This is a genomic window from Cyclobacterium sp. SYSU L10401, assembly GCF_010993705.1.
Classification (GTDB): Bacteria; Bacteroidota; Bacteroidia; order Cytophagales; family Cyclobacteriaceae; genus Cyclobacterium.
The window spans coordinates 240,082-262,455 of record NZ_WOFO01000002.1 but is presented as its reverse complement, the minus strand read 5'-3'; the positions used below and the strand labels follow the sequence as shown (position 1 = coordinate 262,455).

The following is a 22,374-nucleotide window of genomic DNA, read 5'->3' as shown; positions in this document are numbered from 1 at the left end:
TTTAGAAAGTCAAATTATCTCCTTGTTTTGGTTATTCATTGGTTTCAGCGAGCAGTCAGGTGAGATGCAGGACTTGAAACTGAAGCAAACGGTACAGGGTTTTTTCAGCCAGACATTACCAGGGCCTGCAACTCCCTGTCCAGTATCCCTTTTACTTCCGGTTTACAACTTCCGCATCCCAGACCTGCTCCTGTTTGTTGGCAAAGCTGGCGAAACTCCCTACATCCCGAATGGATGGCATTGCGGATGTTATCATTGCCGACATTGCCACAGGAACAAACCATTTCTCCCATCATTTCCTCTCTGTTAGATTTACCTCGCAAAAGCTCCTGGCGTTTGGAGGAAAGTTCTGATTTTTCCTCAATCAGGTTTTTAAATTCAGCAAATTCTGATTTGTCCCCCATCAGAATGGCACCTACCAGCTTGTCCTGGTACACAATGCATTTTTTATAGTAGGTCTGCGAAGTGTCAATTAGCAGAATTTCCTCGTATCCATCAGCATTGGGAGGAACCTCCGCTATACCAATGGAGCAAAGGTCCAGGTTGGCAAATTTAAGGATATTCATTGGAATACTCCCTTTATAGATGCTGAGCAAATCACCCGTAACAAACCGTGCGGCAATATCGGCCTGCATTTCAGCTGCAGCGGTGATGCCGTTAAGTTTTCCCTTGTGCTCAGCGATTTCTCCCATGGCAAAAATGTCAGGATCACTGGTTTGCAGGTAATCATTGACCTGTATCCCACGGCCACAAATCAAGCCGGCAGATTTGCCCAGTTCAATATTCGGCCGCGTGCCTATGGCGTAAACCACTGCATTGCATTCCAGGGTTTGCCCGCTTTTCAGGCTGGCAGTGAGCTTTTTGCTGTTTCCATGGGTCTGCAGGTGGGATAACTGGTTATTCATATAAAGTTGTACCCCCATTTCTTCCAGCTTTTCACGAAGTAAGGAACTGGCCATAGGATCCAACTGTCTTTCCATTAGCCTGGATCCCAGCTGAACGATGGTAACTTTCAGGTTGATTTCCCGAAGTGCCGCCGCCAGTTCCAGTCCAAGTAAACCTCCGCCAACGATCAGTACATGTCCCTGAAAATCCAGGTATTCCTTTAATTCATCTGCATTTTCTCTATTGCGCATGGTAAATACTCCGGGTAAATGCATGGGGGCATCTCCCGGGATAAAGGCCCGACTACCCGTAGCCATGATCAAGGTCCCATAATGATGTACCCTTCCTTTTTCATCGGTTACCGTTTTATTGGAACGGTCTATGGATTCGATGCCATTTTCTACATACAGGTGGATGTTGAGCTTATCCATATCCGTGGAAGATTTGAATTTTAACAGCTCTTCCCAGTCCCTGTGCTGGTTGACGTAATCGGGAAGCAAGACCCGGTTGTAAAAAGGATGTTTCTCTTTGGAAAACACATGAATTTCATCTTCCTGGTTGAATTCCCGATAGGAATTGACAAAACGGTAAGCTGCTGCCCCTGCGCCTATGATGACAATTTTCTGCTTTGGTTTCTTGTAGGGCCCCACTTGCACTGTAGAATACTTGAAGTCGGGTTGCTTCGAAACCGGATCGATACCGTTGCCGGTCAGGTTGTTGGCCCGGGCAAAATCGTTCTGAAGGATTTTACCCCAGTGCATGGGAAGAAAAACTACCCCCTTTTTAATTTTATCGGTGATTTGGGCATGGACACGTACTTCTCCCCGGTTGCCGGAGACCAGTACCGTGCTGCCTTGCCCAATGCCCCTTTCGTTGGCATCTTCCGGGTGGATTTCCAGAAATGGTCCGGGCAGGTGCTTTTTAAGCCGGTTGACCTTGCCTGTGCGGGTCATGGTATGCCATTGGTCCCTGATCCTGCCGGTGGTTAAAATAAGCGGAAAATCAGGCGTTGGTTTTTCGTAGCTGCCTTTTGGTCCGGAGACCTGTATTTGTGCCCGGCCATTGGGGGTATGGAATCTTTTGTTGGTAAAGAGCCGACTGGTCCCACCCTGGGTTTTGTCGGGAAAGGGCCATTGTACCGTTCCCTTGTTTTTGAGGTGACCATAATCCAAGCCGGATATATCGATGTTGGTACCCTTGGTCATTTGGCAATACTCAGCATAAACTTCTGCCATGTTGCGAAAGTTAAACCCGTGAAATCCCATTTTTTGTGCAAATCGCATGAGTATTTCAGCATCAGGAAGGGCCTCTCCGGGAGCTTTGGTAAATTGACTTAGGTGGCTGATCCTCCTTTCGGAATTGGTCATGGTACCTTCCTTTTCTCCCCAACCGGCAGCAGGAAGCACCAGGTCAGCATAGGGTATGGCCTCGCTCTTGCTGGAAATGTCCTGTACCACAACGAATTTCGCTTTTTTCAGGGCAGCCTCTATCTTCCGTGCGTCGGGCATACTTACCAGGGGATTCGTGCAGATAATCCAAATGGCTTTGATGGTTCCTTCTTCTATACCTTCAAATATTTGGGTAGCAGTTTTACCGGGTTTTTCAGATATGCTTTCAACTCCCCAAAATTTGGCTACTTCCGCCCTGTCTTCCGGATTTTTGAGGTTCCTGTGAGCGGCCAGCAAGGTGGCCATGCCACCCACTTCCCGGCCCCCCATCGCATTGGGTTGTCCGGTAAGGCTGAATGGGCCAGAACCTGGTTTACCTATATGGCCGGTGACCAGGTTCAGGTCGATCAATGCCAGGTTTTTATTGACACCATCCGCACTCTGGTTGAGTCCCATGGTCCAGAGCGTGAGGAAGCCGCTGGCATTCCCAATATAGGAGGCGGCAGTTTTGATGTCTTCCATGGGCACTCCGCAAATCTCCGCAGCCTCTTGAAGGGATGTCTTCAGTACCTGTTCTTTGTAGGCATCAAAACCGTCCGTATGATGGGTTATAAATTCCAGGTCAATGTCTCCCTGCTCAATCAGACACCTGCCTAGGGCATGATAAAGGACTTCATCTGTGCCCGGAATGATTTGCAAATGGATGTCTGCTATCGAGCAACTCTGGGTGCTGCGAGGGTCTACCAGAATTATTTTCACATCCGGATGGGATTCCTTATGCTTTTCTATCCTTCTCCAAAGTATGGGATGGCACCAGGCCGGATTGGCACCGGCTACAAAAAAGCAATCTGCCAACTCAATGTCCTCGTAAGCGATGGGTACACTGTCCTCTCCCAGGGTTTTGATGTAGCCAATGACAGCGGAACTCATGCATAGCCGGGAGTTGGTGTCTACATTGTTGGTTTTCAGAAAACCTTTGGCCAATTTATTGACCAGATAATATTCTTCGGTAAGGCATTGACCGGAAACGTAAAAAGCCACAGAATCCGCTCCGTGTTTTTGTATGATGGCATTAAATACTGCACTGGCCCTGTCCAATGCGGTGTTCCAATTCACTTTTTCTAAAGGATGGTTTTTACCCCAACGAATTTGGGGATGAAGCAGCCGGTCTGACTTGTCTTCTACTACATAATGGAGGTTCATGCCTTTGGAACATAGCATTCCCTTGTTGACGGGGTGTTCAGGATCTCCCTCTATGGAGATTTTTCCTTTTTTGTCCTTCTGTACGTTGATCCCACAGCCTACGCCACAGTAAGAACAGGTGCTTTTATAACTGGCCATTGACATGCTTGATTGGGTTAGCGTTAGAATATTAACTGTTGACCATTTCCGGTTGTAAGGCAGCCTTTTGGTCCAAAGAGGCTTGCAGCTCTTCCTGAGCTACCTTTTCATCTACTTTTGAAAACCTGATTAAAAGTGAGGAAGCACTGATAGCGGCCACCGTAATCCCCAGGATGGACAGGGCATCACTATAGCTTATCCCTTCCATTTTCAAGAGAACTCCGGCCATCACCGCTCCTACGTTTCCTCCTGCTCCCACGATTCCTGAAATCATTCCTATGGCTTTCTTATTGACAAAGGGTACCACAGAAAAAGTGGCTCCTTCAGCCATTTGGACAAATAGGCTAAAAAGAATCATGGTACCTATTGCCAGGGATAACAAGGTCATTTGGGAAAATAAAATGAGAGCGATACCTTCTACCAGTAATACCACACCCAAAAATCCAACCCTGCCCTTCAGACCCCATCTGATACCGGCTTTGTCACCGAAAAAACCACCCAGCGTCCTTGCAAAAAGATTCATTACCCCGAACAAACCTGCAATTAAACCTGCAGTTTTTAAGTCCAGCTGGAAGAAGTCATGGTAATAGATGGCTGCAATATTGTTGATGGTGAGTTCTATTCCGAAACAAGCGCCATAGATCAGGAACAATGCCCATACACGTCTGTCGGATAAGGCAGATTTCAGGGCGCCTTTTCCATCAGCCTTTTTCCTTCTTTTATATTCCAGGTCCTTTTTGCTGAAATCCTTGATGTTCCCCTCCGGAAAATCTGTTGTCCAATGGTAATAGGCAATACCCGTCAAGATCATGGCAATACCTGGTACCATCATGGCATATCTCCAGGCTTCCCCTTCAAGAAACCCCAATGAAATGAATAGGGTAAAAATGATCGGCATGACCATTTGGGTGACCCCGCCCCCCATATTTCCCCATCCCGCTGAGGTGGCGTTGGCAGTCCCTACCACATTGGGAGCAAACATCACGGAAGTGTGGTACTGGGTGATCACAAAAGATGCCCCTATGATCCCAATGGCCAGCCTGAACAATAAAAAAGTTTCGTAACTGTCGCTTAATCCTATCAGAATAACAGGCAAAGATCCCAGGATCAGCAGGTAGGTATAAGTAATGCGTGGACCGATGCGGTCTACCAGCCAGCCGATAAATAACCTGGCCAGTACGGTTACCGCTACGGATGCAATGATGATATTACCAATCTGTGATTTGGTCAAATCCAATTCTTCCCGGACGACGGCCATCAATGGAGCAATGCCAAACCAGCCGAAAAAACAAAGGAAAAAGGCAAACCAGGACAGGTGAAATGCCCGCATCTGCGGGGATTTGAAGTCAAACAGCTTGATGGTAGTTGCTTTTTTGTTTAGAAGTGTCATGTTGTGCTTTTTAAGGTTGTGATTGTGGATAGGAAGGTTGGGTTTATGTTTTAGGTCAATTTCGCATGTGCTTTATAAATGCTAAAGGTAAGGTAAGTTTTTAAAAATAAGTAAAAATACGTAAAAAAAATTACGTAAAAACCACAAAATACTTAGAATATAAGTAGGGGTAGTTTATGGGGCAGCCCCCAAATCCTCAAAGTGGTAGATAGAAATCAATGTCAATTATTATTCAAGTCCTGGAAACACTTCTAACTCCTTCAGGTTAGTTTTAATAAAATTTTATGGTTAGTAGGTGAAGAATATGTATTATTGTCTCTGACTGCTTAGATGTATCCGAGAAGATAAACCGTTTTTTAGGTGGTTTTTTACGGTGAGGCAAAAAATAATAGGTCAGTTAAAGTTTATACCTACGTCTTTATGATAAACCATATAATTTTGTGATTTTATGAAAAAGTTAAAGTACCTGCTATGTCTTGGGATTATTTTTTCTTTTGGCTCCTGTCATTCGGATGATGAAGCCCAAAAGATCATTGATCAATCCATAGCTGCTCATGGAGGGGAACTGTTTCAAAATGCCAACATCAGCTTTGATTTCCGTGACCGTCATTATGAAATTTTCAAATCCCCGGATAGGTTCAGGTATGTCAGGTTATTTACGGATGAATCGGGATTGGTAGAGGATGTGTTGGATAACGATGGTTTTGAGCGGAGAATCAATGGAGAACCTGTCGAATTAACAGAGAAGGAGGTAAATGCCTATTCCAACTCGGTCAATTCAGTGGCATATTTTGCTTTTTTACCCTATGGACTCAATGATTCAGCCGTTATCAAGAATTATGTGGGAGAGACAACGATGGAGGGCAACGGATATCACCTCATCAAGGTAACTTTTAAGCCTGGGGGTGGGGGAGAAGATTATGAGGATGAATTCTTGTATTGGATCAATAAGGAAAATTCAAGGATGGATTACTTGGCGTATTCTTATCATACCGATGGGGGAGGGTTGAGGTTTAGAAAGGCCATCAACACCCATACAGTTTCTGGAATTCTTTTACAGGACTATGACAATTATAAACCTGCCGACGAAACCTTGCCGGTGGAATCTATGGAAGAGTTGTTTAAATCAGGGGATCTTGAGCTTTTATCAAAGATTTTGTTGGAGAACATTGAAGTTGAATTGATTCCGTAAAATTAAGTAGTGGAAATAGCATGCAACAAAAAAGAGCATTGGTAATATCAGGGGGAGGGAGCAAAGGTGCCTTTGGTGGTGGTATTGCCGAATACCTTATCCGGGATTGTAATTATAAATATGACATCTTCGTGGGGACCTCTACCGGAAGCCTGCTGGTACCGCTGTTGTCTATAGACGAAATCGAAAAGATAAAGGCCATCTATACCACAGTGACTCAGGATTGTATATTTAGTACCAATCCTTTTATTATTTCGAAAGAAAATGGTGTATACAAAACCCGGATCAATCACCTGAGTACGATAAAAATGTTTTTAAAGGGGAAAAAGACCTTTGGAGAAAGCAAAGCCCTATTCAAACTCATCAAAAAAATCATCACTCCCGGAGATTTTGATAGCATGAAACAGAATACAGCTGAAATTTATATCACGGTATCTAACCTGAGTAACAATACGGTAGAATATAAGCGGCTGAAGGACTATGAATATGATGATTTTTGTGAATGGATTTGGGCTTCATCCAACCTGATCCCCTTTATGAGTTTGGTAGAAAAAGATGGTTGTGAATATGCAGATGGGGGATTTGCAGATCTTGTCCCTATTTCTGAGGCCATTTATCGTGGAGCCACCGAAGTGGATGTGATTGTTTTGAAAGCCAGGGCAGGTAGGGAGATGAAACGGCCTGTTAGGAATGCTTTGGAATTGACCACCAGGGCATTTGATTTTATGTTGGATCAAATATCAAGTGATGACATCAAAATTGGCGAGTTGCTGGGCAAGAGGAAAAAGGTGACCCTTAATTTTTATTATCCTCCTGCAGTGCTCACCGAAAACAGTCTTATTTTTGACCCTTATCAGATGAAAAAATGGTGGAGGCAGGGCAAGCGCTTTGCAAAAGAACAGAATCCGGTATGTAAATGTATAGAAGTAGGGATCCAGGAAGAAAACATATAAGAAATGATGAGCAGAAAACTTGTAGGATCGTTGTTGCTGATTTTACTTCTTATGGGGATGAATAAACCAATTTCACCCAAGTTGTTTGTAATCGGAGATAGTATTTCCATGCAATACGGTCCTTATTTGGCGCAATACCTACAGGGGACCTGGGAATATGACCGAAAGAGAGATGAGGGTACCAATTCTTCCAACCTGGACAATCCTGCCGGAGCCAATGGAGGAGATTCAGGTATGGTGCTGGACTATCTCAGGCAAAAATTAAAGGATCCTGCCTTCAGGCCCGATCTGATGTTGATCAATTGCGGGCTTCACGATATCAAAACCGATGTCCAAACTGGAGAGCGGCAAGTTGGCTTAGACCAATACCGGGAAAACCTGGAGCAGATATATGGAATATTAGCGGAAAGAGGAATTCCTATGGTTTGGATCCGCACCACCCCGGTGGATGATGAGCAGCACAATGCCCATCAGTCATCCTTTCACCGGTATAGTGCAGACCTGGCTACCTACAATGCCGTCGCTGATGAAGTGTTTGCCTCCAGAGATATTCCTGTCATTGACCTTCACCGGTTTACCCTGAACCTGGGAGAAAACCTGTATGTGGACCATGTCCATTTTGATGACGCAACCAGGGCCAGGCAGGCGGCTTATATTGCCGGGTTTTTGAGCTTATATAAGGGCAAACTGTAACAATAATTACATTTAACACCTGGGGATGTCCTTCAAAACCGGCTGAATATTTTTTTGAAAGGTCATTGGAAAATTTCCATTTTGTTGATTTACAATTTCATTGGTTTTATTATCTCAGGACCTTTCATTTAAAAAAAACATGCATATATTTACATTTACAAAAAATGTATACGGTATTCAATAATGAAAGCGGTTACCATTTAATGAATCAAGAATGAATTTTGGGCGATAATTACTAATTATATGTCCATTTGGGAGAATCATCGAATATGAAAAAGTGGAAGTCTAAATTAAATTTTAGTTTTCCGGTAAAATATGAACAGGTATCAAATCCATATTATTTATTTCGCTTAAAGGTCAAAGCTTCTAAACCGATATTACTCTTAAAAAATGAATAGTATAGCTAAAATTTCTTTATGCTCTATTTTCTTTTTCCATTTCATTTTTCCCCCAAATGCAAGAAAGACGGAAATAAATAGCATTTCTATACCTGCAAGAGAGATTTTGGCGTCAGAGAACAGGCGAGATCTTGTGGAAAATACCGATACCACCGAAGTAGAGATCATCACTGAAGGAATCGAATTGAGCTATTCGGTGACCGAGTTACAGGCCAAATCCGGAGATATATTACGGATTCGCTATATCAATAACAGTGATATGAATCATAACATGGTATTCGTTAGGGAGGAGGCGGATATTCGGCCAGTAGGAGTTGCAGCCCTGCAGGCCATAGCGAATGATTGGATTCCGGAAAAAGAAATGGACCGCATTTTTGCATACAGCAAGCTGGCACATTCAGGGGATACCGTGGAATTTTCCTTCAAAGTGCCGCCACCGGGAACCTATCCCTACATCTGCACTTATTCGGCTCATTGGACGCAGATGCAGGGTAGGTTGATTTCAACGGAATAAAACACTTCTCCTACAAATCCATGCTAGCTACCATTCAATACATAATAATATTACAGTATAGTATTACAGTGGGGTGTTAATGCTGATCAAAATTTAATCTAAACCTGAAGCAAATGGATGTCTAAATCTAATTGTTCTTCCTTTCAGATGGGTTGCTGGTGCTGCTTTTTTTATTAAGGTTGAGGAAAGTGACAAAATGCCATCCCGAATCCCTAGCATTTTTGGGTGCCAGCCAGGTAAACAATTATAAATTCTCCCTTGCAGATAAGGAAGATATATTTCTGTGGTATTGATGAAAGGAAACTTCTAGTGATTTGAATAGGACAATTGGTAAAACTTAGAATCCTCAAACCTGACAGTTTTAATCCTTTCTTTATCAGTTGAATAAAGGGAAATGTAGCGGATTTAATGTAAATACAAACTCTTGAAAAACATTTTATGGCAAGTTCAATTAATCAGGTTTTATTCAGTTCATTATTTGTTTTGGCCACAAGCCTAAATGCTTCTATTCCCCTTCAGGCCCAGTTTCAACCTTCGGATAATATGAACCCGATGGATCATGGACCCTTTGTAACCACCACCATTGCGCATGATCCTCTTACAACGAGTAGCATATTCGTAAATAAGGGAATCGCAGTCAAGGTAGGAACCGATCCTCAGGCAGTAATGACTTTTGATACAGATTTACTGCGGATGGCCAGTGCCTGGACCGGTGGGTTTCTGCATTGGTATTTAGGACGTGATGGACTGGAGGATTGGCCCAGTCCGGATGGATTTACTCATTTCGAAACCAGCAAAACGCCGGGGTGGTCACTTGATGGAGATTTTGATGACCCCAGAACCTGGCCATATGGACCAATTCCAAAAAAGCAAGGGCATTATAAGGGACTTTATATCAATGGCGATAAGGTTCTTTTTTCCTATTCGGTTGGTGATAGCGATGTGCTGGAATTACCTGGTTTCGAGCTGGTTGATGGCCACCCCGTATTTACCAGGACACTTAATTTGAGCCCCACTGATGAAACGATTTCCTTGCGGGTCCTGCAAGTACCAGAAAATGCAGAAATGAAGATCGGTTCAGTCTCCGATTCAAAGCAGCATATCACCTTAAAGGTAGGCAACAATACCCGTGTCGTCGGCTTGCAAGGAGATTTTGATGCCACCCCAGCATGGAGGATACAAAACCGCCACCTTATACTGGATCTTCCCGTGTTACAACGCAATGTAAAATTCATGCTTGCTATCGGCCCGGTTCTTTCCGACCAGGGATCGTCTTATATGGCTTCTTTCCTGAATCAGGCCAACAGTGTATCCAATTTGTCAGATTTAGAAAATCCCGGACCGGATCAGTGGGAACCAGTACAAACGGAAGCGCTGATGGGAGCCGAAGACGGACCATTTAGGGTAGATCAGCTTACCATTCCCTCAGAAAACCCCTGGAAATCTTTTATTCGTTTGATGGACGTAGATTTCCTTTCCGATGGGCGTGCCGTGGTGGTTTCTCTGAGTGGAGATGTATGGTTGGTCGATGGAATAGAAGAAGAGTTAGGCACTTTAACATGGCATCGGTTCGCGACCGGTTTGTTTCAACCCAGCGGAGTAAAAGTAGTGGATGACCAGATTTATGTGATTGGACGGGATCAAATCACGAGGTTAAATGATTCAAACAATGATGGTTTTGCGGATTTTTATGAGAATTTCAATAATGAGCTCATGGCTTCCACCAATTTTCATGCATTTACCTTGAATTTGGAAACGGACGCAGAAGGGAATTTTTATTTTGCCAAATCGACTCCCTGGCCTCCCTATCTAAGGGGAGAAGGGCCTGCTAAAAATGCCGAAATAACTCCCCATCATGGTGTGCTATTTAAATTATCTCCCGATGGGGAGCAACTTGAAATTATCGCCAGGGGTCTTCGTAATCCCAACGGAATGGACGTTAGCCCTGACGGAGAAATCGTTTACGCTGACAACGAAGGAAACTGGGTGCCTACCAGCAAGGTGCACAGGATTAAGAAGGGTGGCTTTCATGGATTTATTCCCTCCGCCCATCAACAGGGCAATCCTGGCTCATTTGAACCTCCCATTGTTTGGACACCGCATTATATGGATAATTCTCCAGCTAAGCCCATGTTTATCACAAGCGACAAATGGCCGGAAGAACTCCGGGACGATTTATTATTGGCCTCTTACGGTCGTGGAAACCTTTCCCTGATTCTAAAGGAAGAGGTGGATGGTGTATGGCAGGGGGCTCATTTAAACTTGCCAATATTGTTTAAATCGGGTCTGGAGCGTGGCCGCTTTCACAAAGATGGGCACCTTTATATTGCAGGGATGACCAGTTGGCAATCCATTGGGGAAGACTGGGGTTCTTTTCATCGGGTCAGGTACACCGGTCAGCCTTTGAATGTACCCATAGCAGTTCAAACCAAAGCTGGGGGAATTGAACTGCGTTTCAGCCAAAATCTCGATTCTCAGGTAGCAACAAATACCGAAAACTATCAATTGCAAAAGTGGACCTATCCCTGGACAAGTCAATATGGCACACGGGGAAAGCAATATTCTGTTGACAATCCCGGAAAAACTGAACCGGATCCTGTGCAGATTGAGTCTATTCGTTTATCCGATGACGGAAAATCAGTATTTATCGAAATTCCGGCATTGAAACCTGGTTTAGTAGATAGTGCTATAGGCACACTTGAAGAATTACCGGATATGATAGAAGCTTCATTGGGATTGGTACTGTCAATAAGTTACCAGCTTGCTACCGATGAAGGGGTGGAATTAAGTCACATGATCCATAAAACCATACACCGGGTACCTTCTGAGGGATTTGATTTGAGTCAATAAAAGTGAAAGGAATACGAACCAAAATAACATAAACCCAAAAATCATGAGGAAATTAACATTATTAATACCATTTATATTTTTATTATTGAGTTGTCCGGGTTACCTAATGGCTCAAGCTAATGTTTCAGTTGATGGCGAATTAAAAAAGTGGCATCCAATTACCATAACATTCGATGGTCCTGAAGTCGGCGAAACCGATGAATTCAATCCCTTCAGCGGCTACCGGTTAAATGTTACCTTTAGACATGAAGACGGAAGAGATGCCTTGGTGGTACCCGGGTATTTTGCCGCAGATGGAAATGCTGGAGAGAGCAGTGCCCAGTCGGGAAATAAGTGGCGGGTGCATTTCAACCCGCCCAATATCGGTCAATGGACCTATACGGCATCTTTCAGAACAGGGGAAAACATCGCGGTAAATACAAGTTCAAGTGCAGGAGAACCTGTTTCCTTCAATGGAGCTACCGGAACATTTTCTATTGCCGAAACGGATAAGAGTGGCGTAGACCACAGGGGAAAAGGGATCCTCCGGTACGTGGGCGAGCATTACCTGAGATTTGATAATGGAGAGTGGTTCATGAAAGGAGGGGCCGATGCCCCCGAAACCTTATTGGGGTACGCAGATTTCGATGGCACCTATACCCATACAGGCCTTTCAAAAAGCCATGGAGATAACCTTATTTGGGGTACCACCCAACACAAAGACGGCCGTGGAGCCACACCTTTAAAAACATATGAAGCTCATGTTCAGGACTGGAAGGATGGGGACCCGACCTGGAAAGGAGACAAAGGAAAGGGACTTATCGGGGCCATCAACTACCTTTCTTCTAAGGGGATGAATGCGTTTTCATTTTTGACTCTTTCTGCCGGTGGAGACGGTAAGAATATCTGGCCATGGATCAGCCATACAGAAGTGGATAGGTATGATGTTTCCAAACTCGACCAGTGGGAAGTTGTTTTTTCTCATGGAGATAAGCTGGGAATGTTTCTTCATTTTAAAACCCATGAAAATGAAAATGACCAGCTGTTAAACGGGGGAAAATTGGGTCCTGAGAGAAAACTCTATTACAGAGAATTGATCGCCAGATTTGCCCATCATCATGCCTTGAACTGGAACCTTGGTGAAGAGCATGACCTTTGGGAGGAATTGAATGACCCGGATCAGCTCAATGCCAAATCAGATGCCCAGTATATTCACAGCCTTGACCCATACGATCATCCAGTGGTGACCCATACCTTTCCAGGGCAGTACCAACAGGCTTATACTCCCTTATTGGGTTTTGAATATTTTGAAGGCCCCTCTATCCAAACCAATAGCATGCGTCCCTGGCATAATTTTGATGTAATCTCCTATTGGGTAAACGCATCCAGTCGAACGGGTAGAAAGTGGAATGTTTCCATGGATGAAGCCGGAACAGGAGGATTGGGTGTCACCACCGATGATTATGATGACAATTATAACCAGGATGAGGCCAGGGCCACCTACTGGGCAACCATCGCCGCAGGAGGTGACGGCGTGGAATGGTATTTTGGTTATTCCGAGGAGCAAAATGACCTGAACATGGAAGATTGGCGAAGCAGAGATGCCCTATGGGACTATACCCGACATGCCATGGATTTTTATAAAAGCCATAATATTCCTTTTTGGGAAATGGAAAATGCCAATAATTTAACCCGGAGTGAAAAAGATTTTGTCTTTACTGATGAGGGGGAGCTCTATGTCATTTACCTTCCTGCAGGAGGCGGTGCTTCACTTAACTTGCAGGGCCATAGCGGTACCTTTACCGTGGATTGGTACAATCCCAGAACCGGGGGAAGTCTTCAAAAAGGTAAGGAAATGGTAATTAACCAAACTTATTCAAGGGAACCGGCTTCTGTGCTTTCAGCCCTTCCCGATATCAAAAAGCCAAGGATACAGGGAGGAAATGTGACGGAAGTTACCGGACCTGGATGGGTTAATCTGGGCATGCCGCCTGATGAGGTGAAGGAAGATTGGGTAATTTTGGTGAGGAAAAAATAATTCATCCATGTAATTTAAACTATCGTTAAAAAATAAACAGAAAATAGCAATAGGAGCACCTGAGAGCTTTTCTTTTGAAATTTCTATTTTCAACAAACTTAACCATTATGAAAAAACCAAATTATTTTACCCTGACACTAATTGTACTCTGTTTGACCGGGTTTTTTACCCGCTCGTCTCTGGCTCAAAATACTGTTGTCACTATAAATGGAGATGCCTTTTATGTTAATGGTAAACCTACCTACGAAGGCAGGACCTGGAAAGGGAATAAGATAGAGGGGCTACTCATGAACTCCCGCATGGTACAAGGGATCTTTGATGACCTGAACCCGGAAACCAGGAAATTATTTGGCTATCCGGATACCGGTGAATGGGACCCTGACCGGAATACAGCAGAGTTTATGGAAGGAATGGAAGAATGGAAAAAGTATGGTCTGAATTCTTTTACCATCAACATGCAGGGAGGCAGCCCTACCGGATATGGAAATAAGGAATGGTACAATTCACCTTTTCATCCTGATGGAGAGTTAAGGCCTGAATACATGGATCGGCTGAAATTAATTCTGGATAAAGCCGATGAAATGGAAATGGTGGTCATGCTGGGCATTTTCTACTTTGGTCAGGACCAAAATCTGGAAGATGAACAAGCAGTAATCAATGCAGTAAAAAATTCGGTAAACTGGGTTTTGCAGGAAGGGTACAGAAATGTGTTGATAGAAGTGAATAACGAATGTAATGTCAATGCTTATGTGCACGAAATCCTAATGCCGGACAGGGTACATGAACTCATTGAATTGGTAAAAACCATGGAAGGCAATGGATACCGGCTCCTGGTTAGCACCAGTTATGGAGGAAATACAGTACCCAAGCCCAACGTGGTGAAATCTTCCGATTATATTTTAATTCATGGCAATGGGGTGAATACCCCGGAAAAAATGGAGACCCTGATCAAAAATACCAGAAAGGTGGAAGGGTACCGATCCATGCCGGTGGTAGTGAATGAAGATGATCATTATGACTTTGATCTGGAAAGAAACAATTTTACCGTGGCCGTAGAAAACTATGTTTCCTGGGGATACTTCGATTACAGAAGGGATGGCGAACCCTATGAAGAGGGGTATCAAAGTGTGCCAGTGGACTGGGGAATCAATTCAGAGCGAAAGCAAGGGTTTTTCGACCTGGTGAAAGAAATAACTGGAGGAAAATATTAATTTTTTATTAATCAGGCTAATTATAAAACCACATTATAATATACTATGAAAACGTATCGATTAGCAATAGTTCCCGGTGATGGCATCGGCCATGAAATCATTCCTGCAGCCCTTAAAGTTTTGGAGGCAGCTGCGAGGAAGTTCAATTTTAAACTGGATTATACCTTTTATGACTGGGGAGCAGGCAGGTACCTCAAAGAGGGTGCTTTTATGCCGGAAGATGGTTTGTCCACGCTCAAGACTTTTGATGCTGTATTTTTCGGTGCCGTGGGATTGACCGAAGTGGACGACACCCTTCCCGCCAGGTTATATACGTTTAAGGTAAGAACTGCTTTTCAGCAGTATGTCAATTACAGGCCAGTAAAACTGTTTAAGGGATTGGAAAGCCCGCTCAGGAACAAGACGTCCCGGGAAATAGATTTTGTGGTGATCCGGGAAAACAACGAGGGGGAATTTGTGCAGTCAGGTTCCATCTTAAGACCGGACAGCCCGGATGGCCTGGCAACGGATACCAGTATCTTTACCCGGAAGGGAATCGAGCGGGTAGCCCACTTTGCATTTAAACTGGCACAAAAAAGAAGGAAAAAAGTCACCAATGTCACCAAGTCCAATACATTGATTCACAGTTTGAAATATTGGGATGAGGTAATTGCAGAAGTGGGGGAGCAATACAAGGATGTGAAGTTGGAAAAAATGTACATTGACAATGCAAGTGCCAATTTTATTTTGCACCCGGAATATTTTGACGTCATCCTCACCACCAACCTGTTTGGGGATATTCTGAGTGACCTGGGAGGCGGCATAATGGGAAGCCTTGGTCTGGGAGGAAGTGGTAATATCAACCCGGAAAAGGATTATCCTTCCATGTTTGAACCCATTCATGGTTCGGCACCCGATATTGCCGGAAAGGGAATTGCCAACCCTGTGGGTACGATTTGGTCAGGAGCTCTCCTGTTGGAGCACGTGGGGGAAACGGCAGCAGCAGGTGAGATAGTGAAGGCCTTAGAAGCGGTATTTCAACAAGGGGTGAAAACCATTGATCTTGGAGGTAAGGCCAAAACGGAGGAATTTGCAGATAGCGTAATCAAAGTACTGAACCAGTAAAGATGAATTGGATAGACCTCACGCAGACCATAAATCCAATGATGCCTGGTGTTGCCATCAGTGAAGCCAAAACCCTGAAGAAAGATGGGTGGAATGCTGTGAACATTCAAATATACAGCCATGCAGGCACTCACATGGATGCGCCAGTTCATTTTGGGGTGGATGGTCCTACCATTGACCAGATGCCGCTGGATAGCCTGATGGGCCAGGCCAGAATCCTGGACCTGAGGGGTATTTCCCCTGGTGCGATAATGGATACAGGGGACCTGGGAAGCTTAAAGGAAACTTTGAATGACGGTGATAGTTTAATAATAAGGACCGGTTGGAGTAAATACGCTGTTTCTGATCCCGGAAAATACAGGGATCAGCTGCCCAGGATCAGCGAAAAACTGGCCCATTGGCTGGTCCAAAAGAAGGTGAAAATCCTCGCCGTCGAGCCCCCTTCTGTTGCTAACGTAAATGATTTAGCGGAGGTAACCTTAATCCACCGGATTCTGTTTTCCGGACAGGTCATCATCGTAGAAGGCATCTGCAACCTGGATGAAATCAAAGTAGAAGAAGTGGAGTTGATGGTTATGCCACTAAAAATCGGTGGGGGTGACGGTGCCCCCGCACGGGTGCTGGCCAGGCCATTACATAATAGTTAACGCATGGAAGACATTAAGAATCCCCTTACAAGGCCTTTTAAAGATGAAATCAGGAGCTTGTTTTTTGATCAACAATTAACCCTGGTGATTGTTGACGATGATCCAACGGGCACCCAAACGGCTCATGATGTGCCAGTGCTGGGGCATTGGACAGAGCAGGCTTTTATCGATGAATTTAAAAATAAAACTCCGTTGTTTTTTGTTCTGGCCAATACCCGGAGTTTGACTCAACGGAAAGCCTCAGAAAGAGCCAGGGAAATAGGACAAAATCTACTGAAAGCTGCTGAACGAACAGGACGAAGGTTTCTGGTGATTAGCAGGAGTGACTCCACCCTCAGAGGGTATTTCCCTTCAGAGGTTGAGGCCTTGAGTGAGGGTGCAGGATTGGGCAATCTACCTACCCTGCTGATTCCGGCTTTTTTTGAAGGAGGAAGGATCACCGAAGACAATGTTCATTATATTATGGAAGGCGGCACTAAAATACCGGTATCTGAGACGGTATTTGCTAAGGATAAAAGCTTCGGATATGTGAATGCTGACCTGACCAAATGGGTAGAGGAAAAAACCAGCGGAAGAATACGTCATGAAGCGGTGAAAAGCCTGTCTATAGCGGATATTGAGCGAGGCGAAGAGGCTATTTTTGATAAGTTGGATTCACTTGGTGAGGATGATGTGATGGTGATCAACAATACGACCTACCGGCACCTGGAAAAAACCTGTATGGTTCTTCACTGGTTAATCAAAAAAGGCAAGGGGTTTAACTTTAGAACTGCAGCATCCTTTGTTTCTGCTTTTTCGGGTATGGGACCATTGTCCTGGCATCCTCAAAACAGCTCCTCGTCTTCTGGTTTGGGAGGTTTGATCATAGTAGGGTCCTATGTAAAAAAGTCTACTTCGCAGCTTGAACATCTCCTGAAGAAGAAAGGGATTAAAGCCATTCCCATCTCTGTAGAGAAAATTATCGCTACAGAGATTTTAAATGAAGCTTACCTGGAGGAGATGGTTCAAAATATTGAAACTTGTTTAATTGCCGGAATACATGCGGTGGTGTATACTTCCCGAAACCTGATCTCAGGAGATAGCCCGGAGGAAAGCCTGGCCATAGGAGAAAAGGTTACCGGATTTTTAGTGAATCTTGTCAGGAATATCCATGTACAACCGGCATTCTTTATCGCAAAGGGAGGCATTACCTCCAATGACATTGCCGTGAAGGGTTTGAATATGAGAAGGGCCAAGGTATTGGGTCAAATTATCCCTGGGGTGCCTGTATGGGAATTGGGGGAGGAGACCAGGTTTCCAGGAATGCCTTATGTGGTATATCCCGGTAATGTAGGAGATGCGGAGAGCCTGGCCAGGGTTTATGATTTGTTTACTGCAAACCCCTCAAAATCATGAAAAAACTTAAAGGGGTAATTGTAGGCGCAGGGTATTTCAGTCAATTTCACGGTGATGCATGGTCCAGGATGGAAAAAGTGGAAATAAGGGCCATCGCAGACAAGGACATTCAAAAAGCCAGGTTATATGCCAAGAATTTTAATATTCCCGGTGTCTACGCTGATTTGGTGACCATGCTGGAAAGGGAAAAGCCAGACTTTATTGATATTGTGACCCCTCCGGTAACCCATAAAACCATCATTGAAATCGCATTATCTAAGGGAATTCATATCATTTGTCAGAAACCTCTGGCAGATACCTATAAAGAAGCCAGGGAAATCAGGAAACTGGTGAAAGCATCTGATGTTCGGTTTATGGTGCACGAAAACTGGCGGTTTCAGCCCTGGTACAGGGAAATCAAATACCTGGTAAATGCCGGAAAAATTGGAAAGAAAATATTCCAATACACCTTTAAAATGAGGCTTGGCGACGGCTGGGGAGAGAATGCCTACCTGGACCGACAACCCTATTTCCGGACCATGCCCAGGCTCCTGATCCATGAGACAGGAGTACATTTTGTGGATACCTTTCGTTTTCTTGAAGGAGAAGTGAGTGAGGTTTTTGCCAACCTGAAAACCCTCAATCCCATCATCAAGGGAGAAGATACCGGAATGGTTTTTTTCCGTTTCAAATCAGGTTGTACAGCGCTATTTGACGCCAATCGTTATAACGAGCCCTTACATGATAACGCCAGGTTTACCTTCGGTGAAATGTTGGTGGAAGGGGATCAAGGAAGCATTATCCTACACACCAATGGTGAAATATCCATCAAACCATTGGGCATGCCGGTGTATAAGCTTCCATTTAAACCTACAGAGACTGGTTTTTCCGGGGACAGTGTTTTTGCTTGTCAGGAGCATTTTATCAATGGAATTATCAATAAATCACCTTTTGAAACAGGCATTGAAGATTACCTTAAAACCCTGAAGGTGGTAGAAGCTATCTACCAGTCGAACCGTACAAAAACTAATTTCCCGATAAGCCATATTAAATGAGAATAAATAACTATTTTAGTATTTGGTGTACAGTATACTAAAAACATTTATAGCTTGTCAAAACCTTAATAAAATGCTGAAAAACGATGAATTGGGCATTCAGGCCTACCGGGAACTTCGAAAAATGATCATCAATGGGAAGCTGGCTCCCGGACAAAAAATTGTTCAGGAAAAATTGGCTTCGCAAATGGGAATCAGCAGGACGCCGCTTCGCGTTGCCCTTCACATGCTTGAAGCTGAAAACCTCATAGAACCCAAAAACAAAACAGGATTTAAGGTAAAAACCATAGACAATAAAGAGATATTGGAAATCTTTGATTGCAGAATAGCCCTGGAATCAACGGCTGCCGGTATTTTGGCCAAAAACATAAGCCCTGCTGATGCACAAAAGCTAAGCCGTTTTTTTCAGCCCTATGAAAATAAAAAAGGAGGAGAATACGACAGTTATAAAAAAACCGATACCCAATTTCACGATTTTATTGTGGAAAAATGTGGGAATAAGTATTTATACAAGTTATTTAAACAAGGTAACCTCATCACCTATATCGAACGGATCGGATTGATCCGACCTCCCGAGTTCACACTTGATGATCATTTGGATATCATCCGCGCGATCTTAGCTCATGATCCGGATGCTGCAGAAAAAGCCATGAAATCCCATTTGATAAAATCCAAGGAGGTTATAGAAGAGCGAATGAAAGGGGAAGACCTCACCTAAATTTTATAACACATATAATATGTGATATAAATCAGATACCATTTATTACACCAAAACCCAAAATAGCGTGCCCAACCTCAATAAAAAACCCATTTTCCCCAGCCGGTATTTTATGGTGGCAGGAACATTCCTTTTGTCCATGTTGGTTTATGTGGACCGGATAGGTATTTCGGTGGCCAAGGAACCCATGACAGAAGCCCTTCAGCTAAGTGATAAACAATTTGGTTGGGTTTTGTCCATGTTTGCATTAGGCTATGCCCTTTTCCAAACACCACTGGGAATTTTATCGGACAGGTTTGGCCCCAGGAAGGCTTTGGCAACTGTGGTAAGTTTATGGTCCCTGTTCACGGCCCTGACCGGTGCGGTGACGAATTTCATAACCTTATTTTTCATCCGGTTTTTATTTGGGGTAGGGGAGGCCGGCGCCTATCCTGGCATATCAAAAGCGGTATATCATTGGATACCAATCAGGGAAAGAGGGATCGTGAATGGTATCAATTTTTCAGGGGGCAGGTTTGGGGCTGCATTCGCACTGCCTTTGATAGCGATCGTCATTGATTCCTTAGGCTGGAGAAACACTTTTTTGACCTTGGGATTATTGGGAATCGTCTGGGCATTGGCTTGGTATTTTTTGTTCAGAGACAATCCCGAAGATCATCCCATGGTGTCTGAATTTGAAAAGGAGGAAATTGTGCTCCAGAGGTCCAGGCAGGAAAAGGAAGTAAATACCGCATTCTCAGTTAAACCTTTGGTCAAGTCCAGGAATTTATGGTTGGCCATGGGGCAATATTTTGCCAGTAATTTTACTTTTTTCTTTTGTCTCACCTGGTTGTTTCCGCATGTCAAGGAGCAATTCATGCTGGATAATATTGAGGCCGGCCTTTATTCTTCCTTGCCATTGGTGGCAGGAGCCTTTGGAAACATGTTTTCCGGCTGGTTGGTGGACACGATTTATAAAAGTGGCAGGTTTAAATGGTCCAGGGTCATTCCGGCATCTATAGGATTTAGCCTGGCTGCTTTGGGACTTTTGGCCAGTTTGTATTCCGGAAACATCATGTCCTCCATCTTCTTTTTGTCCATTGCCATTTTTGGTGCGGACATGACGATCAGTCCCTCCTGGACCTTATGCAATGATATTGGGAAATTACATTCCGGAGCTGTATCAGGCACCATGAACATGGCGGGAAATATAGGTTCCTTTATCACGGCCTTAGCTTTTCCCTATCTCAGGGATTGGACAGGATCCGTCACCCCATTTTTTATTATCGGTGCGGTGTTAAATCTAATGGCCATTTTCATGTGGCTGAAAATTAATCCTGATAAAACCATTGTTTTTAAGCCTTCAAAAAGCAATTGAATGCGAGGTTTTAAATCACATTACCCCTAATGCAGGCATTTTGATAACCCGGCTTGTCTGGCGCTTTCCAAGGTACCAGATGGATGGATTAAACCTGAATACTGCTTTTATTATAAGATTGATCACTTCTATCATGGGAGGCCGGCCTGGTATGATCTCGGGTGCCACAGGCGCCATTGCCGTGATCATTGTGGCTTTGGTGATTGAACATGGTATTGAGTACCTTTTCGCTGCTGCCAACTTGATGGGGCTGATTCAGATACTCGTGGGATGGCTTAAATTGGGTAAACTGATTCGCCTGGTGCCACGTCCGGTAATTTTCGGTTTCGTAAATGGGCTGGCCATCATCATTTTTATGTCTCAATTCAGCCAGTTTAAAGTGGTGAGCGACAGTGGTTCCGTTGAATGCCTCAGTGGAAATAATTTATATATTATGTTGGGATTGGTGGTGTTGACCATGGCAATTATCAAGTTTTTGCCTAAATTGACTAAAGCCGTAGCTTCTTCTCTGGCAGCCATACTTGTGATTCCTCTAACCCTGATCGACGAGATTACAGAAACAAGGGGGCATGGAAATAAGGAATGCAGCGCCCGGGGTGTGGGAAATGTAGCCACCGGTTTCTTTGGTGGCATGGGAGGAGGTGCCCTGGGGACAAAACCTGATCAATGTCAATGCAGGCGGTAGAAGCAGGGTTTCCACTATCCACAGCATTTTGGGAATGGCAGTTTGGTTTTAACCTTTTCTTCACTTCAAATTCATGGCTAAACATAAAATCAGGATCTTCATTTTTGATCAATTGTAGGATGAGGTGATTTTTCGGATTACCTTTTAAAAAAAATTAAACAGCAATTTTTATGGACAGTCCCATTCCCGAGGATGAATGCAACAGGTTAGTACAATTGGCAGATTATGACCTGGATAACGATGAGATGCCCTTTCCTAAGGCTAAACTGTTGCAAATTTTAGGTAATCTGATTTCCAATGCCATCAAGTTCACCCCTGCAGGAGGCCAGGTAGTCGTCAATCTTAACCTCATTGAAAGATCACAATATAGGAAATTAGTGGTAAAGGTAACCGATACTGGTGCCGGAATGACCGAAAGGCAAATCGAAGACATCATGAAAGGGGAAGGCAATACTACAGCAGGAAGTGCCGGAGAAAAAGGATATGGTTTTGGCTTGCCCCTGGTAAAACACCTGATTGATGGCATGAGGGGTTCTCTAAAAATAGATTCCAAAATAGGTGAATATGCAAGCTTTGAGGTAAGCCTACCGGTTTGATTTTTT

The 22,374-nt window shown here is 44.0% G+C and carries 17 protein-coding genes; 15 read left to right on the top strand and 2 right to left on the bottom strand.

The genetic code is table 11. From position 1 onward, the window contains the following. Nucleotides 1–104: 104 nt before the first annotated feature. Both GL182_RS06125 and GL182_RS06120 read right to left on the bottom strand, forming a co-directional pair. Nucleotides 105–3,614 (bottom strand): molybdopterin-dependent oxidoreductase, encoded by a 3,510-nt coding sequence (locus GL182_RS06125; protein WP_410265686.1) that lies wholly within the window; start codon nt 3,612–3,614, stop codon nt 105–107. A gap of 31 nt (nt 3,615–3,645) precedes the next feature. Then, nucleotides 3,646–5,004: a NarK family nitrate/nitrite MFS transporter gene (locus GL182_RS06120; protein ID WP_205603593.1), complete on the bottom strand. Its 1,359-nt coding sequence runs from the start codon at nt 5,002–5,004 to the stop codon at nt 3,646–3,648. A gap of 448 nt (nt 5,005–5,452) precedes the next feature. Between GL182_RS06120 and GL182_RS06115 the strand changes: the two genes are divergently transcribed. From GL182_RS06115 to GL182_RS06045, 15 genes are all read left to right on the top strand, one after another. Continuing rightward, on the top strand, nt 5,453–6,196 hold the full coding sequence (locus tag GL182_RS06115) for a DUF6503 family protein (protein WP_163378774.1): 744 nt from the start codon (nt 5,453–5,455) through the stop codon (nt 6,194–6,196). 20 nt (nt 6,197–6,216) lie between these two features. After that, on the top strand, nt 6,217–7,149 hold the full coding sequence (locus tag GL182_RS06110; protein WP_163378773.1) for a patatin family protein: 933 nt from the start codon (nt 6,217–6,219) through the stop codon (nt 7,147–7,149). A 3-nt stretch (nt 7,150–7,152) separates the two neighbouring features. Next, nucleotides 7,153–7,842 carry an SGNH/GDSL hydrolase family protein gene (locus GL182_RS06105; protein WP_163378772.1) on the top strand — a complete coding sequence of 230 codons (690 nt, stop codon included), beginning with the start codon at nt 7,153–7,155 and terminating at the stop codon, nt 7,840–7,842. Nucleotides 7,843–8,232: 390 nt separating this feature from the next. Then, complete coding sequence (locus GL182_RS06100; protein ID WP_163378771.1) at nt 8,233–8,754, top strand: plastocyanin/azurin family copper-binding protein; 522 nt, start codon at nt 8,233–8,235, stop codon at nt 8,752–8,754. 438 nt (nt 8,755–9,192) lie between these two features. Continuing rightward, a complete protein-coding gene (locus GL182_RS06095) occupies nt 9,193–11,604 on the top strand; it encodes a DUF6797 domain-containing protein (RefSeq protein WP_163378770.1) in 2,412 nt (803 codons plus the stop codon). Nucleotides 11,605–11,710: 106 nt separating this feature from the next. Next, complete coding sequence (locus tag GL182_RS06090; protein WP_163378769.1) at nt 11,711–13,621, top strand: DUF5060 domain-containing protein; 1,911 nt, start codon at nt 11,711–11,713, stop codon at nt 13,619–13,621. Nucleotides 13,622–13,728: 107 nt separating this feature from the next. Then, complete coding sequence (locus GL182_RS06085) at nt 13,729–14,832, top strand: hypothetical protein (RefSeq protein WP_205603592.1); 1,104 nt, start codon at nt 13,729–13,731, stop codon at nt 14,830–14,832. Nucleotides 14,833–14,877: 45 nt separating this feature from the next. Continuing rightward, the gene (locus GL182_RS06080) at nt 14,878–15,936 is read left to right on the top strand and encodes an isocitrate/isopropylmalate dehydrogenase family protein (protein ID WP_163378768.1); all 1,059 of its coding nucleotides are present in this window, start codon (nt 14,878–14,880) and stop codon (nt 15,934–15,936) included. Between the two features lie 2 nt (nt 15,937–15,938). Next, nucleotides 15,939–16,583, top strand: a complete 645-nt coding sequence (locus GL182_RS06075; RefSeq protein WP_163378767.1) for a cyclase family protein — start codon at nt 15,939–15,941, stop codon at nt 16,581–16,583. Nucleotides 16,584–16,586: 3 nt separating this feature from the next. Next, nucleotides 16,587–17,978 carry a four-carbon acid sugar kinase family protein gene (locus GL182_RS06070; RefSeq protein WP_163378766.1) on the top strand — a complete coding sequence of 464 codons (1,392 nt, stop codon included), beginning with the start codon at nt 16,587–16,589 and terminating at the stop codon, nt 17,976–17,978. Then, nucleotides 17,975–19,012: a Gfo/Idh/MocA family protein gene (locus GL182_RS06065; RefSeq protein ID WP_163378765.1), complete on the top strand. Its 1,038-nt coding sequence runs from the start codon at nt 17,975–17,977 to the stop codon at nt 19,010–19,012. The genes GL182_RS06070 and GL182_RS06065 overlap by 4 nt, the downstream gene beginning before the upstream one ends. Nucleotides 19,013–19,085: 73 nt before the next feature. Then, entirely contained in the window at nt 19,086–19,730 is a 645-nt protein-coding gene (locus GL182_RS06060) for a GntR family transcriptional regulator (protein WP_163378764.1), read from the top strand. A 67-nt stretch (nt 19,731–19,797) separates the two neighbouring features. Next, the gene (locus GL182_RS06055) at nt 19,798–21,087 is read left to right on the top strand and encodes an MFS transporter (protein ID WP_240469694.1); all 1,290 of its coding nucleotides are present in this window, start codon (nt 19,798–19,800) and stop codon (nt 21,085–21,087) included. 40 nt (nt 21,088–21,127) lie between these two features. Then, nucleotides 21,128–21,772 carry a SulP family inorganic anion transporter gene (locus GL182_RS06050; protein WP_410266153.1) on the top strand — a complete coding sequence of 215 codons (645 nt, stop codon included), beginning with the start codon at nt 21,128–21,130 and terminating at the stop codon, nt 21,770–21,772. 170 nt (nt 21,773–21,942) lie between these two features. Continuing rightward, nucleotides 21,943–22,368, top strand: a complete 426-nt coding sequence (locus GL182_RS06045) for a sensor histidine kinase (RefSeq protein WP_163378763.1) — start codon at nt 21,943–21,945, stop codon at nt 22,366–22,368. Nucleotides 22,369–22,374: the final 6 nt, after the last annotated feature.